11 protein-coding genes are annotated in these 14029 nt (G+C 42.6%); 6 read left to right on the top strand and 5 right to left on the bottom strand.

Annotation, left to right across the window (positions count from 1 at the left end; all coding sequences use genetic code 11):
- Positions 1 to 3: 3 nt before the first annotated feature.
- Both carB and greA read left to right on the top strand, forming a co-directional pair.
- Positions 4 to 3219 (top strand): carbamoyl-phosphate synthase large subunit, encoded by a 3216-nt coding sequence (gene carB, locus B6N13_RS21825; protein ID WP_012071695.1) that lies wholly within the window; start codon positions 4 to 6, stop codon positions 3217 to 3219.
- Positions 3219 to 3695 (top strand): transcription elongation factor GreA, encoded by a 477-nt coding sequence (gene greA / locus B6N13_RS21820; protein ID WP_169460608.1) that lies wholly within the window; start codon positions 3219 to 3221, stop codon positions 3693 to 3695. Before carB ends, greA begins: the two co-directional genes overlap by 1 nt.
- A gap of 115 nt (positions 3696 to 3810) precedes the next feature.
- Here greA and feaR read toward each other — a convergent pair whose 3' ends face one another.
- From feaR to B6N13_RS21805, 3 genes are all read right to left on the bottom strand, one after another.
- Positions 3811 to 4710, bottom strand: coding sequence for a transcriptional regulator FeaR (feaR, locus tag B6N13_RS21815; protein ID WP_012071693.1), 900 nt, complete (start codon positions 4708 to 4710; stop codon positions 3811 to 3813).
- A gap of 163 nt (positions 4711 to 4873) precedes the next feature.
- Positions 4874 to 6355, bottom strand: a complete 1482-nt coding sequence (locus tag B6N13_RS21810; protein WP_169460607.1) for an NAD-dependent phenylacetaldehyde dehydrogenase — start codon at positions 6353 to 6355, stop codon at positions 4874 to 4876.
- Positions 6356 to 6369: 14 nt separating this feature from the next.
- Positions 6370 to 7974, bottom strand: coding sequence for a GMC family oxidoreductase N-terminal domain-containing protein (locus B6N13_RS21805; RefSeq protein ID WP_169460606.1), 1605 nt, complete (start codon positions 7972 to 7974; stop codon positions 6370 to 6372).
- A 475-nt stretch (positions 7975 to 8449) separates the two neighbouring features.
- On the opposite strand from B6N13_RS21805, the gene B6N13_RS21800 reads away from it, so the two are divergent.
- Both B6N13_RS21800 and B6N13_RS21795 read left to right on the top strand, forming a co-directional pair.
- Positions 8450 to 10342, top strand: a complete 1893-nt coding sequence (locus B6N13_RS21800) for a methyl-accepting chemotaxis protein (protein WP_169460605.1) — start codon at positions 8450 to 8452, stop codon at positions 10340 to 10342.
- A gap of 228 nt (positions 10343 to 10570) precedes the next feature.
- Complete coding sequence (locus tag B6N13_RS21795) at positions 10571 to 11584, top strand: lipoate--protein ligase A (protein ID WP_169460604.1); 1014 nt, start codon at positions 10571 to 10573, stop codon at positions 11582 to 11584.
- A gap of 105 nt (positions 11585 to 11689) precedes the next feature.
- Here B6N13_RS21795 and B6N13_RS21790 read toward each other — a convergent pair whose 3' ends face one another.
- The gene (locus B6N13_RS21790) at positions 11690 to 11953 is read right to left on the bottom strand and encodes a hypothetical protein (protein WP_012071688.1); all 264 of its coding nucleotides are present in this window, start codon (positions 11951 to 11953) and stop codon (positions 11690 to 11692) included.
- Positions 11954 to 12052: 99 nt separating this feature from the next.
- Between B6N13_RS21790 and B6N13_RS21785 the strand changes: the two genes are divergently transcribed.
- Positions 12053 to 12847: a helix-turn-helix transcriptional regulator gene (locus B6N13_RS21785; RefSeq protein WP_157036013.1), complete on the top strand. Its 795-nt coding sequence runs from the start codon at positions 12053 to 12055 to the stop codon at positions 12845 to 12847.
- A 12-nt stretch (positions 12848 to 12859) separates the two neighbouring features.
- Here the strand turns inward: B6N13_RS21785 and B6N13_RS21780 are convergent, their stop codons facing one another.
- The gene (locus tag B6N13_RS21780) at positions 12860 to 13495 is read right to left on the bottom strand and encodes a DUF1349 domain-containing protein (RefSeq protein WP_169460603.1); all 636 of its coding nucleotides are present in this window, start codon (positions 13493 to 13495) and stop codon (positions 12860 to 12862) included.
- 235 nt (positions 13496 to 13730) lie between these two features.
- Here B6N13_RS21780 and B6N13_RS21775 point away from each other — a divergent pair, with 235 nt between their 5' ends.
- A complete protein-coding gene (locus tag B6N13_RS21775) occupies positions 13731 to 13901 on the top strand; it encodes a hypothetical protein (protein ID WP_169460602.1) in 171 nt (56 codons plus the stop codon).
- The last annotated feature ends 128 nt before the right edge of the window (positions 13902 to 14029 follow it).

The following is a 14029-nucleotide window of genomic DNA, read 5'->3' as shown; positions in this document are numbered from 1 at the left end:
ATTATGCCAAAACGTACTGACATAAAAAGCGTCTTAATTTTAGGTGCAGGCCCTATTGTTATCGGTCAGGCTTGTGAGTTTGACTATTCTGGAGCGCAAGCGTGTAAAGCGCTTCGTGAAGAAGGCATTCGCGTTATTCTGGTGAACTCAAACCCAGCGACCATCATGACAGACCCAGTTATGGCGGATGCGACTTACATCGAGCCAGTTGAATGGAAAACCGTAGAAAAAATCATTGAAAAAGAGCGCCCAGATGCGGTTTTACCGACCATGGGTGGTCAAACGGCATTGAACTGTGCGTTGGATCTTGAGCGTCACGGCGTGCTAGAAAAATACAATGTTGAGATGATCGGTGCGACAGCTGACGCGATCGACAAAGCGGAAGATCGTAGCCGTTTTGATAAGGCAATGCGTGCGATTGGTCTTGAGTGTCCGCGTGCGGGTATTGCTCACAACATGGAAGAAGCGCTTAAAGTTCAAGCTGAAGTAGGCTTCCCTTGTATTATTCGTCCTTCTTTCACTATGGGTGGTACCGGTGGTGGTATCGCGTACAACATGGAAGAGTTTGACGAAATCTGTACTCGTGGTTTGGACTTGTCTCCAACCAATGAATTGCTAATCGATGAATCTTTGATCGGTTGGAAAGAGTACGAGATGGAAGTTGTCCGTGATAAAAAAGACAACTGCATCATTGTTTGTGCGATTGAGAACTTCGACGCCATGGGGGTTCACACAGGTGACTCTATTACAGTGGCGCCAGCACAAACACTGACTGATAAAGAATATCAAATCATGCGTAACGCTTCTTTGGCGGTATTGCGTGAGATCGGCGTAGAAACCGGTGGTTCCAACGTACAGTTCGGTATGGATCCAAAAACAGGTCGTCTTGTTGTTATCGAGATGAACCCTCGTGTATCTCGTTCATCTGCTTTGGCATCGAAAGCGACTGGTTTTCCAATCGCAAAAATCGCGGCGAAATTGGCGATTGGCTACACGCTTGATGAGTTGCAAAACGATATCACTGGCGGCCAAACACCAGCGAGCTTCGAGCCAGCAATCGACTACGTTGTGACTAAGATTCCTCGTTTCACGTTCGAAAAATTCCCAACAGCGAATGATCGTCTAACTACGCAAATGAAGTCGGTTGGTGAAGTTATGGCGATTGGCCGTACTTTCCAAGAGTCTTTGCAAAAAGCATTGCGCGGCTTGGAAGTTGGTTCTGATGGCTTCAATCCTCAGTTGGATTTTGCTGAAGAAAACAGCAAAGAGAAATTGGCTTACGAGCTTCAATCTCCTGGTTCTGACCGTATTTGGTACATCGGTGATGCCTTCCGTTCTGGTATGACTGTCGATGAAGTGTACGAAGCAACAGGTGTTGATCATTGGTTCTTGGTACAAATCGAAGACTTGATCAAAGAAGAAGCTGCATTGGCAGACAAGGGTCTGATCGATATGACTTACGACGTGATTCGTCGTTTGAAGCGTAAAGGTTTCTCTGATGCGCGTCTTGCTAGCTTGTTAAGCGTGACTGAAAAGTCTATGCGTGAGCGTCGTTATTTGATGAACGTTCATCCAGTTTACAAGCGTGTTGATACTTGTGCGGCAGAGTTTGCCACTAACACAGCGTACATGTACTCAACGTATGAAGATGAATGTGAAGCTGCACCAACTGATCGTGAAAAAATCATCATCCTTGGGGGTGGTCCAAACCGTATCGGCCAAGGTATCGAGTTCGACTACTGCTGTGTACACGCAGCTCTAGGCCTACGTGAAGACGGTTACGAAACCATTATGGTGAACTGTAACCCTGAAACGGTATCAACTGATTACGACACTTCTGACCGTTTGTACTTCGAGCCAGTAACGCTTGAGGACGTGTTAGAAATCGTTCGCAAAGAAAAGCCAAAAGGCGTAATTGTTCAATTCGGTGGTCAAACCCCGCTGAAAATCGCTCGTGCATTGCAAAACGAAGGCGTGCCAATCATAGGTACAACGCCTGAGTCTATCGACCGTGCAGAAGATCGTGAACGTTTCCAAAGCATGATCCAGCGTTTAGGTTACAAACAGCCTCATAACGCGACAGTGCGTAGCGTTGATCAAGCAGCAGCGAAAGCTGCACTTATCGGCTACCCACTTGTGGTACGTCCATCCTATGTATTGGGTGGCCGTGCGATGGAAATCGTTTATAACGAAAAAGAATTGATGCGTTACATGACCAGCGCGGTGAAAGTGTCTAACGACAGCCCTGTTCTGCTAGACCACTTCTTGAATGCAGCGATTGAAATTGATATTGACTGTATCAGTGATGGTCATCAAGTGGTTATTGGCGGCATCATGCAACATATCGAACAAGCGGGTGTTCACTCAGGTGACTCAGCATGTTCTTTGCCACCATATTCTTTGTCGAAAGAAGTGCAAGACGACATTCGTGAGATGATCAAAAACATGGCGCTAGAACTTGGCGTTGTCGGTTTGATGAACACTCAGCTTGCGATTCAGGATGGCGAAATTTATGTGATCGAGGTGAATCCTCGTGCATCACGTACTGTGCCTTTCGTTTCCAAGTGTATCGGTCGCTCTTTAGCACAAGTTGCCGCTTTGATAATGGCAGGTAAAACACTGGAAGAGCTTGGTTTCACCAAAGAAATCATTCCTTCTTACTACAGTGTGAAAGAAGCTGTTTTCCCATTCAACAAGTTCCAAGGTGTCGATCCGATTCTAGGGCCTGAAATGAAGTCTACGGGCGAAGTGATGGGCGTGGGCGATACTTTCGCTGAGGCTTTTGGTAAGGCGGTTCTTGGTGGTGGTACTGAATTGCCAACCTCAGGTCGTGCTTTCATCAGTGTTCGCGATATGGACAAAGAAGGTGCAGTAGAAGTCGCTCGTCGCTTGGCTGAATTAGGATTCGACCTTGTCGGAACCGAAGGTACAGCTAAATACCTAACTGAGCGTGGCGTTGAAGTTCGTAAAGTGAATAAGGTAAATGAAGGTCGCCCGCATATTGTTGATATGATGAAAAATGGCGAAATTGATTACATCATCAACACCACGTCCGGTACGCAAGCGATTGCAGATTCTTCTGTTATTCGTCGTACAGCTTTACAGCGCAAGGTTTGTTACACTACGACATTGGCTGGTGCTGAAGCAACGAGTATGGCGATTAGCCTAACGGGTGAAACGAAAGTTAGAAGACTGCAAGATTTGCACTTGGGGAAATAATGAAAAAAGTACCAATGACAGTAGAAGGTGAAGCTCGTCTTAGAGAAGAGTTAAATCACTTGAAAACTGTCGTCCGTCCTCGCGTGATTGCGGATATCGCAACCGCGCGTGAGCATGGCGACTTAAAAGAGAACGCAGAGTATCACGCCGCTCGTGAAGAACAGGGATTTGCTGAAGGTCGAATTAAAGAGATCGAAGGTAAACTTGCTGATTCACAAGTGATTGACGTTAAAGCTTTGCCTGCATCATCTAAAGTGATTTTCGGCACGACAGTAACGCTGTTTAATGTGGATACCGAAGAAACAGTTACTTATAAGATTGTCGGTGATGATGAAGCGGATGTGAAAGAGAAGAAAATTTCTTACGCTTCACCTATCGCGAAAGCCATTATTGGGAAAGAAGAAGGCGATGAAGTTGTCATTCAAGTTCCTAGTGGTGAAGTTGTATACGAAATCGAGAAAGTTGAATACCTATAATAGGTATTAGGGATTTTCTTCTAAAAACCACGGTGTGAAAGCATCGTGGTTTTTTTATGTCTAGAATATACGTTTTAGTTGTTATCACTGATAAATAGGCAGTTAGATGTGATCACTAAGATAGGCTTTGTCGCCACTGACTTGGAGAGATGCCTTTTATTCGCTTAAAGGCACGTGAGAATTGCGATGCATCTGAGAATCCCCAGCGATAGGCAACTTCAGTGATTGATAAGGGTCGTTTCGCTGCGTCTGCTGAAAGCATGTCTGTACAGCATTTTTCGATGCGCATCTGTAAAATAAAGTGAGCGACGCTGAGATTGTCTTCTGAAAAAAGCCGATACAGTGACCGTTTAGATATGTTCATTTCTTTTGCAATATGACCTGGACTAAGGTTCTCTTCGTTTAAAAGACGCAATATGTGCTGTTTAGCGCGTTCTTTCATAGAAAAAGCTGAATCATGATTCATATTTTCAAGAGAAGGTTTGATTAATGCGCTAATAGCGCATTTCAATGCATCGCCATCTTCTTGAAAATAGGGATTTTGGCAATCTGTATTCGCCAGTTGATGCAACATAATGAGTAGCATTTGACTGCTGGAACGGCTCTGAGCAATTTTGGTGATTCGGTGTTGTGCATGAGAGGGGAATAAACTATCAATATAGGCTCTTGGCAAATGCACCGACATTTGTTGTATTAAGCCTTGAGGGTGCATGTCGTAAGGTAGAGAAGAATCAATCAGGGCGATTTCACCGGGCAGCAGTAGATCTTTGTTATCTGACCAAGAGAAACCCATAACGCCTTTCTTTTGTAGAATGACAAAATAATGTTTATCGTCTTGGGAAGTAGACTTTGAACGGACTATTTTTTCAGCATTGGTTTCAATATGAGCTACGCCTAAACCGTTATGATCGTCTAATCTCATATTGCCGATAAAGGGAATATTAGGATGCGGATGAGTGTCAAAATTGCCGCAAATAGAATGGACTGAGTGTACCCAATGATCTAAGTCGAGCATTGCTTTCTCCCATGGTGCAAGGCTCTTAGGATCTCGACTTGTTAAATATAAGAGCCTTGAGAGTCATGCAAATTTAGTTGAAATGTAAACTTTTTAGCAAGTATTGTTCCAACTAAATTCACCTAATGTCAAGTTCTAATCTTTTGCTGATATTTCCTGAGTTTTAGTAGCACATGATGACGGATTTGACTTCTGTGTAGTCATTGATGAACTCACGACCAAACTCTCGGCCAACACCAGATTGTTTTGTGCCCCCAAATGGAACAGAAGGATCAAGAATAGAGTGCATGTTGACCCAAACTGTACCAGATTCAATTTTGGGAATCATACGCATGGCTTGAGATAAGTTATTCGTCCAAATACTGCTGCTTAAGCCAAATGGCGTGTTATTGATTAAATCAATAAGCTCTTCTTCGTCCTCATAAGGCATAAAGCTGATGATTGGACCAAATGTCTCTTCTTGCATGAGTGTTTCATCGACACTGGATGCTTGCACTATCGTTGGTTCAACAAAGAAACCTTTACCAGAAATGGCTTTACCACCATGTAATACACGGCTTTCTTTGTGGGCAATTTCTAGATATTCGCAAACCTTGTTGAATTGCGGTTCGTTAGAGAGCGGACCGAAATAAACACTTTCATCAAGTGGAGAGCCAATTTGGGCCTCACTCAACTTTTGTGCGAGTTTTGTGGTTAATTCATCAATGCGAGAGGAGTGCACATAAACGCGTTCTGGAGCGGCACAGACTTGACCTTGATGGATGTAACCCAATTGAAAAAGTCCGCCCACAACACGATCAATATCCGCATCTTTTAAGATAGCAGCGGTGTTTTTACCACCTAATTCTAATGTGCAGCGAGTTAAGTCAGCGGAAGCGGCTGCACTAATTTTCTTGCCTGTTGCGACTGAGCCGGTAAATGAGACTTTACGTACTTTAGGGTGTTGAATGAGCTGACCGCCTACATCGCCTTTGCCATTGACTATGTTTAGAACACCGTCTGGGACGCCAGCTTCTTTTGCTAGCTCAGCAATACGCAAAATAGTCAGCGGCGTGAATTCACTTGGTTTAAGAACAATGGTACAACCCGTACAAAGTGCCGCACCGATCTTCCAGCAGGCAATCATCACCGAGAAATTCCAAGGTAAAATACCAGCAACAACGCCAATGGCTTCTCTGCGAGTGAAAGCACTGTATTCTTCACCTTGCATAGAAGGGAATGAAGGCGTCATGGTTTCACCATTTATTTTGGTGCTCCAGCCAGCGAAGTAGCGTAAAAACATCGCACTTTGTTGTACTTCAAACATGCGTGAAAGGTGAATAGATTTGCCGCTACACAAGGTTTCTAGTTGTGCAATTTCTTCTCCATTTTGCTCGATTAAATCGGCCAGCTTATTGAGGGCAACGCCACGAATATAAGGTGACGTTTTCCCCCAAGCGCCTTTAAACACTTGATAAGAGGATTCAATGGCGGCATCGACTTCTTGAGTGGTTGCGCTGTGAATTTTAGCAATAACGGCTTCTGTAGAAGGGTTAATAACATCGAAGGTGCTATCGCCAGATACTTTTGTTTGACCATTAATGAATTGGCCATGGTCTTGTTGCAAAAAGCGTTGTGTTGAATCTAATAATGGAATGTCGGACATAATCTTATCGCTCCTTAATTTGAAGAATTTAGTGTGAAGTGTGCGCCACGTTCACCAATCATCATGGCAACTGCGTTGGTGTTACCACTTGGTACTTGTGGACAAATAGAAAGGTCCACCACGCGAAGGTTTTTAGTGCCGTGAACCTTGAGTTCTAAATCAATGACCGAGTCACTGCGAGACAAGCCTAGCTTGCAGGTTCCGCCAGGGTGATAGACTGTTTTAATGTTTTGACGCACAAAGGTTTCCAGAGCGTCTATGTCATCGATAGCAATATTATTTGGCTCGACCACTTTTTTGATAATGCGTTTTAGAGCCGGTTGTTCCATGGCTTTTAGACCCATTTGAACGGCACGAATTTGGTTTTTTACATCATCTGGGTGAGACAAAACTTGAGCATCAATCTCAACTAAGTCTTTTGGATTATTCGATTTTAGGCGAACTTCGCCACGGGATTTAGAGCGTAGATGACCTACCTTGATCGAAACACCATGACCTTCTGCTTCAGGCTTTTCGCCAGGGGTGTTGTCAAAATTATCAAGCAGAGGAAGGAAGTGGAATTGAATGTCAGGGCGACCCACATTCTCGCTATCAATAAAGGCACCGCCTTCCAGAATATTGCTGGTGAGTAAGCCTGAGCGAGTGGTCATCCATTGCATCATGTGTTTCACGGCCGATAAGCCTTTGTCTTCATTGAAAATACTGATGTCTTCTTTGGTCGTAGCGTTGATCGACATATGTTGGTGATCGTGGAAGTTCTTGCCAACTGGAAGATCTATCTTCGGCTCAATGCCCATCGCTTTAAGGTGTTCTACAGGACCAATGCCAGACAGCATAAGAATTTTCGGACTACCAAAAGCACCAGAACTAATGATGACTTCTTTACGCGCTTTTGCGGTTATCGCTTCACCACCTTTTATTGAATAGACAACGCCAGTGGCAACATCCCCTTCCATATTCACTTTATGAACAAGGGCGTCTGTCATAACCGTGAGGTTCGGATTATTAATGACGGATTTGAGGTAGGTTTGCGAAGTGCTGGCACGTTCGCCATTTTTTGTGGTGGTTTGATAAAAACCTGTGCCTTCTTGAGATGCGCCATTAAAGTCATTGGTGTAGGGCAAGCCCATTTGCTGGCAGGCACGAATACAGGTTTGTGTTAATGGGTGACGATATCTGTTTTCACTGACTGGAACGGCACCGTTCTCACCATGATACCTGTCACCTAGGCTTTCATTGGCTTCAGCTCGTTTGAAAAACGGTAATACATCCTCATAGCCCCAACCTTCGCATCCCCAGATATTTTTCCAGTCATCGTAATCTTCTTTTTGACCACGAATATAAATCATGCCATTCACAGAGCTGCCACCACCTAAGACTTTACCTTGTGCGATAAGCATTTCACGGTTATCACACTCAGTTTGCGGCAGTGTCATGTAGGGCCAAGATTTTTGTTGAAAAACCTTAACAACAGTGGCGGGTATTTTGTGAAATAAACTGTTGTCTTTTTCGCCAGCTTCGAGCAGAAGGACAGATCCTGCGTTTGCTTCGATAAGACGCGCTGCAACCACACAGCCTGCCGAACCTGCACCAGCGATTATGTAATCAAACTCTTTCATGGCTTTGTTCCTCTCTATAATCTTTTATTATGATTACTCATTAAACGCATTAGCCCTGATTTATTGCATGGCAATTAGTGCCAAAAAAAAGACATTTTTTGCCAACTTTTATAATGTCAGAGAAAGGTTGCTTGTTAGCGCAAGGAAATAATATTTACTGTCTAAAAGGACTAGTTCTAGGGGAAATATTAGGGCTTGATGTGATAGGGGGAGGAACTGTTTTTAGATATTTTCTTAAGGATTAAGGTGGTACTCATGTATGAAACTATTTTTCAGAACCCATCTATAGTTTCTAATAATTAACGAAGTTATTTTGACTTATATTGATTTTCTAACCTATGATTCATAACAGTAGCTATTAACCAATGGAACTCATTAGTAGTTTACCTAAGATTAATTTAAATCTTCTTAAAAATTAAAATAAATGTAATTGGTGCATGTGTAAGCATGTCGTTTAGATCGATGGATTGGCATTATGACAAATTTTTCGTTACGCAAAAAAATTCTAATCATTACTGTTATTTGTTTCTTTGTATTTTTTGTTGCTTTAGTTATTCAGAGTGTTACTACATTACAAAAGAATATTGAGTCAGCACTGGAGCAGGAAGTTGATCTAGTATCTGAAGTATTTAGTGATAACGTTGGAAATTGGCTGAAAGATAGACAAAATTCGGTAAGCAAGCTTGCCTATACAATTTCAGAGTACCCCGACATTCAACCCTATATATTGTTAGACCAAGTTAGAGAGGGCTTAGGCTTCTCGATTACTTACTATGGTAATGAAAAGGGGGAAATGTACCGTAATGACCCTAACTTAAACCCACCCAATTATGACCCAAGAGTACGGAGTTGGTACAAAGGTGCAAAAGAGGCTAATGGTCGATTCTTGGCTTCGCCATTTGTTTCCGCTAGTACTAATGAATACGTTGTTACATTATCTGAAGCAGTAAAAAAAGATGGCCAGTTTATCGGTGCCATTGGCGCCAACCTTACCTTGGAACAACTCACTGTATTTGTTAATAAACTCAAAGTGCCTGGTGACGGTTATGCCATAGTGGTTGATAAAAGCGACCAAATAGTTGCGCATCCGGATTCAAAACTACAAAGTAAAAAAGCCTCAGAACTAAATGAAAATTTTGCAGGTACTCTTTTAGAAAAAATTGTTGCTAAACGTACGCTTCAAGATATGTCATTAGACGGACGTGATCGTCTTATTTATGCGACGGCAATCCCTAATTCAAATTGGTCTCTTATTTTAGTCATGGATAAAGAGACATTATTTGCCCCTGTACGTAGTCAGCTTATAAGCCAAGTTATCATTAGTTTTATCATCTTGACTGTTATTTTGATTATCATGTCTTTGTTATTGAAAATGATGTTAAAAAACCTCAGCGCTATTACTAAAAACTTAGATGAAATTGCTAATGGTAATGGCGATTTAACTATTCGATTAGAGGCCAAAAGTAGCGACGAAATTGGTCAATTAGCAACGAGTTTTAATCGGTTTGTTGAACAACTGCATGGCATCATTAGCCGATTGAGTGATACGTCTAAGGACTTGTTGTCTGAAGCAGGTGGTGTGTCGAAAGTTTCAGATCAGCAAAACGATAGATTGCAGCGCCATCAAAGTGAAATTCACATGGTAGCGACTGCTGTGACTGAAATGGCGGCAGCTACCCAAGAAATATCGTCTAATGCAGAGCAAACTGCTTATTCGGCAAGAAATTGTGTCACCGTAAGTGAAAAAGGCCGAAAAGAAGTTGAGAAAAGCCAGCGTTCGACAGAAACCTTAGCCGAAGAAGTAGGTCGAGCAAGCCAAATAATTGGCGATTTAAACAAACATGTACAGAGTATCAATTCTATTCTATCAACCATTAGCGGTATATCTGAACAAACCAATCTACTTGCACTAAACGCAGCAATTGAAGCCGCTCGAGCGGGTGAACAAGGTCGTGGTTTTGCTGTTGTGGCTGATGAGGTAAGGGTTTTATCGCAACGTACTCATAGTTCAACTCAAGAAATTCAAGGCATGATAGAGTCTTTGCAGGCCGCTGCAGAGAGTGCTGTTAAAGCAACTGACAAAGGTAAAGAGATGGCTAACCAGAGTGTTTCTGATGCAGAAGAAGCAAACTTAAGTTTAGGTCAGATTCTTGAGTCCATTAATCAAATCAATGATATGGCAGCACAAATAGCAACTGCTGCTGAAGAGCAATCTTCCGTTACACTCGAAATTAGCCGCAATACCGAAACCATTCGAGGTGTTGGTGATGAGATGTCGGAAGCAAGTAAACTTGCCGCCGAACAAGCTAAAAAACTGCATGACTTGGGACGACAAATAAACCAAGAGGTGGCTAAATTTAGGCTTTAAAAGCACTTAATTCTAAATACTTATTTAGGGCAAGACACGTTAATAATAAAGGGGAAATCGCTGTGGGTGATTTCCCCTTTTATGTTTCTATTTTAACTAATCACTTATTCAACGAATAAGTCTTTATCCTTAGCTTTGTTGTCTTTGTTGCTAACTATCGTTGTAAGTAAGAACGGATGTTATTAACATCGAAGATACTTATTTACTGATATTTAAAGAGAAAGCGTCATGGCCAGCCGAATTCTTCTGTCTCATTCCAATAACCCTCATTTTAACCTAGCTGTGGAAGATTGTATTTTTCGCTCCATGCCTGCAGATCAGCGAGTGTTGTTTCTATGGCGTAATGCCGACACTGTGGTGATTGGCCGCTCTCAGAACCCTTGGAAAGAATGTAATATCAACAAGATGGAGCAGGATAAAATTCATCTTGCTCGTCGCCAAAGTGGTGGCGGAGCGGTTTTTCATGATTTGGGTAATACTAACTTTACCTTTATGGCGGGCAAGCCTGAATACAACAAAGAAGTGTCTACTGATATTGTTTTGCAAGGTTTGAAGAAGCTTGGCATCGAAGGTTACGCTAATGGCCGAAATGACTTAGTGGTGGGGGAAGGTGAGGAGATGCGTAAGTTTTCAGGCTCCGCCTACAAAGAAACCAAAGATCGTGGCTTTCATCATGGTACCTTATTGCTGCACGCAGATTTAAGTCGTCTAGCTAATTATCTAAATCCTGATGTAAAAAAGCTCCAGTCGAAAGGCATTACTTCCGTACGTTCACGAGTCACCAACTTGAATAGCCTGTATCCGACGATTGACCATCAGCTAGTGTGTGACGCTATTGTTGAAGCATTTTGTGAATACTTTGATGAAGTACCAGTCATAGAGGAAATATCTCCTGAAGCCTTGCCTGATCTGCCTGGATTTGTGGAAAAATTCGCCCAGCAACAAAGCTGGGATTGGAACTTTGGAAAATCACCGCAATTTACCCACACACTAGACGAACGCTTTAAATGGGGTGGCGTAGAAATTCACCTCGACCTGAGTAACGCGCAAATTACCGCCGCGCAAACTTTCACCGACAGCCTGTTCCCTGATCCAATCGAACAGCTTGCAGAAAAACTTATAGGAGTGACCTACCGGCCAGATGCCATTGCGGCATGTATCGACTCGGTTATTGAGAATTTTCCAGACCATAAAAACGACTTAGAAGAGCTGAAAGCGTGGTTGGTTAAGGCGGTTTCTTAGCTAATTATTCGATTGGCCAGTAGTTAGGTCTTTGATGATTAGAGGCGATAGCAACGATTAGTAACAAGGTCGCCTCTAATTTGATAATTAAGCTAAAACGATAATCTATAGCTCTTCAATCAAAGCTCGAAGCGTCTTATTTTGAAACTGAAACACCTCAAACATGCCTAATAGTTGCAGAGCGGGAAGTGTCTCTTTGATGGCCTCGAAGAGTTTTGTTTTTTCTTCCTTGGCGGTGTTGGGGTCTTGCCAGAGTTTAGCATTTTGCAAAAATGCGGCTACTGTCCCTTTGCGAATGTGAATGCCGTCAAGATTTGCTTGGTTAACATCTTCGGGCAAAATGTCTTCTGGTTTGGTAATGGATGTCATGGGAAAGCCTCTTATGCTAATAAATGAGTGTTCAGTATAGTGCGAGGATTTTGGCTATACTCCATTAATTAAGACAACTAATACTGAGAAATGGCCAAAATGAAAAAATCCCTGCTGCTTGCAGATATTATTGATCAATCTGATGTTGACTTAATTTTGTCAGTAGAGTTAATCGAAAATCAAATAAGAGAAACAGAACTGCATCGACATGCATTTGGTCAGTTGGTTGGCAGCTTGGAAGGGCTTTTGTCGGTGCAAACAGAATCCGGTTGGTGGGTCGTTCCTGCAACCCATACCGTATGGATTCCACCAAATACATTGCATGGCGCGAAATCCCATGGCCCTTTTAGAGGTTGGAGTGTTTACCTTGACCCAAAAAGAAGCCAATTACTTGATAGCTCACCAAAAACCTTCCAAACAACACCATTACTAAAAGAGCTAGTGCATCGAGCAGCCAGCTGGTCTGACGATACGTCTCAAGCTGTGAAAAGTCGCTTATCCGAAGTGTTGTTTGATGAAATCGTGAACTTGCCAGAAACCTTGTTTGGTTTGCTTCAACCTGGATTACCATCCCTGAAAAAGATGACAGATGGGCTACTATCTAACCTTGCAGATAATCGAAGTCTAGAGGAATGGGCTAGATCCATTGGCTTATCTTCGAGAACCTTAGCGCGACGCTTTAACGAGCAAACAGGGTTAGGTTTTTCTGAATGGCGGCAACGAGCAAGGGTGTTGAGTGCTATCGAAATGTTGGCCGACAACGTACCCGTAACCAATATTGCGTTCACCTTGGGCTATGAAAATGTCAGCGCCTTTATTGCCATGTTTCGTCGTGTAATGGGGGTAACACCGGGGCAATATATTCAGCGCCATAACAAGGAATCTATCAGCTGAATCTGGTTGAGTTTAGGCTAAGTCTAAGTGAGCTAGCCACTTACAAGGTTCTAAATTCATATCGGTGAATTTAGCGGTAAAAGATGAGTTCTGAGGACTGCACGCATATACGCCAAATTGTACCGATTTCTCAGCGGGTTGTGGCGGGTTGCATTTGCCCATATCGGCAGTGGTTTCACCAAGTTGATGTAAATGAAATATGCGCATTTGATTGAAAACAATACCATCAAATGACGACTCAATTAGGAAGTCAGCTCCTCGACGGCTTAAGCGATACCAGATTTCTTTTGGTAAGGGGATATCTGAAGTGGCCCAGTCAGAATAGCCAAAATTCGTTACAACACTTCCTAATCTTGAAAACTCTTGGTTTTCGTATTCAATTGAGGCTTTGAACCAATTCTCACTATCGAGATAGATGATAAGACCACATTGATCAAATTGAGTTTGGTAAGTGAAACTGGCTTTTGCGGTAAAGGTGAAATTTTCCTCAGATTCGATCTGTAATGCGGGAGCATTGTCATTTCGGAAACCATAGTAACTGCGTTGCCAGAGATCCGTGTTTGGCTTAGTTGTTATAGAGACTGAGTCTGTACACACTTCACTTAATTTTGGCTCAAAAATCCATTTACCATTGGTGAAATCGACCATTTTAATTCTCTATGCTCCTTTTTGAATTTGTTTGTTGCCCTGGTGGTTTTTGTATCTCTTCTAAAGCTTTTTGTCCAATCGATTAAGTGAAAAAATAGCATTGGAAAGTCAGGTGTTGTGTCTTGATGATTTCCGCTGGTAACTAAATAAAAACCTTGAGCCGAATAATTCACTTAATCGGCTCATATTATGAAATACAGCTGGCAATACCCTGATTGGCCAAACTTCACCTTTGATGAAACGCAATGCCGAAATGGCATTGGCTCAAGACCTTAACCGATCGCCATTACTCAGCTTATCGACGATTATTGAGAAAGACAAAAACGCCTATTACAATGGACTAAATAAAGCCAGCCAACTCAATTCGGACATTACTGACTGGGTAAAATGGTCTGTGCCGGGCTGAATCCGCGACTTACATGAAAGCTTCGCTTTCTTCGGCACATTACGTTGTCGCTTATGATGCCCTACGATTTGTTCTGTTTCTAAGGTAAATAAAAACACCAGCCGAGGCTGGTGTTTTTAGTTCAACGG

This window comes from Marinomonas sp. UCMA 3892, from assembly GCF_012726345.1.
Classification (GTDB): Bacteria; Pseudomonadota; Gammaproteobacteria; order Pseudomonadales; family Marinomonadaceae; genus Marinomonas.
The sequence above is the reverse complement of the archived record's forward strand: the minus strand, read 5'-3'. Positions and strand labels throughout refer to the sequence as shown.

What these genes read in the sequence shown, in the direction of transcription:
- carB (WP_012071695.1), top strand. Translation starts at nt 4, where the DNA reads ATGCCAAAACGTACTGACATAAAAAGCGTCTTAATTTTAGGTGCAGGC.
- greA (WP_169460608.1), top strand. Translation starts at nt 3,219, where the DNA reads ATGAAAAAAGTACCAATGACAGTAGAAGGTGAAGCTCGTCTTAGAGAA.
- feaR (WP_012071693.1), bottom strand. Translation starts at nt 4,710, where the DNA reads ATGCTCGACTTAGATCATTGGGTACACTCAGTCCATTCTATTTGCGGC.
- B6N13_RS21810 (WP_169460607.1), bottom strand. Translation starts at nt 6,355, where the DNA reads ATGTCCGACATTCCATTATTAGATTCAACACAACGCTTTTTGCAACAA.
- B6N13_RS21805 (WP_169460606.1), bottom strand. Translation starts at nt 7,974, where the DNA reads ATGAAAGAGTTTGATTACATAATCGCTGGTGCAGGTTCGGCAGGCTGT.
- B6N13_RS21800 (WP_169460605.1), top strand. Translation starts at nt 8,450, where the DNA reads ATGACAAATTTTTCGTTACGCAAAAAAATTCTAATCATTACTGTTATT.
- B6N13_RS21795 (WP_169460604.1), top strand. Translation starts at nt 10,571, where the DNA reads ATGGCCAGCCGAATTCTTCTGTCTCATTCCAATAACCCTCATTTTAAC.
- B6N13_RS21790 (WP_012071688.1), bottom strand. Translation starts at nt 11,953, where the DNA reads ATGACATCCATTACCAAACCAGAAGACATTTTGCCCGAAGATGTTAAC.
- B6N13_RS21785 (WP_157036013.1), top strand. Translation starts at nt 12,053, where the DNA reads ATGAAAAAATCCCTGCTGCTTGCAGATATTATTGATCAATCTGATGTT.
- B6N13_RS21780 (WP_169460603.1), bottom strand. Translation starts at nt 13,495, where the DNA reads ATGGTCGATTTCACCAATGGTAAATGGATTTTTGAGCCAAAATTAAGT.
- B6N13_RS21775 (WP_169460602.1), top strand. Translation starts at nt 13,731, where the DNA reads ATGAAACGCAATGCCGAAATGGCATTGGCTCAAGACCTTAACCGATCG.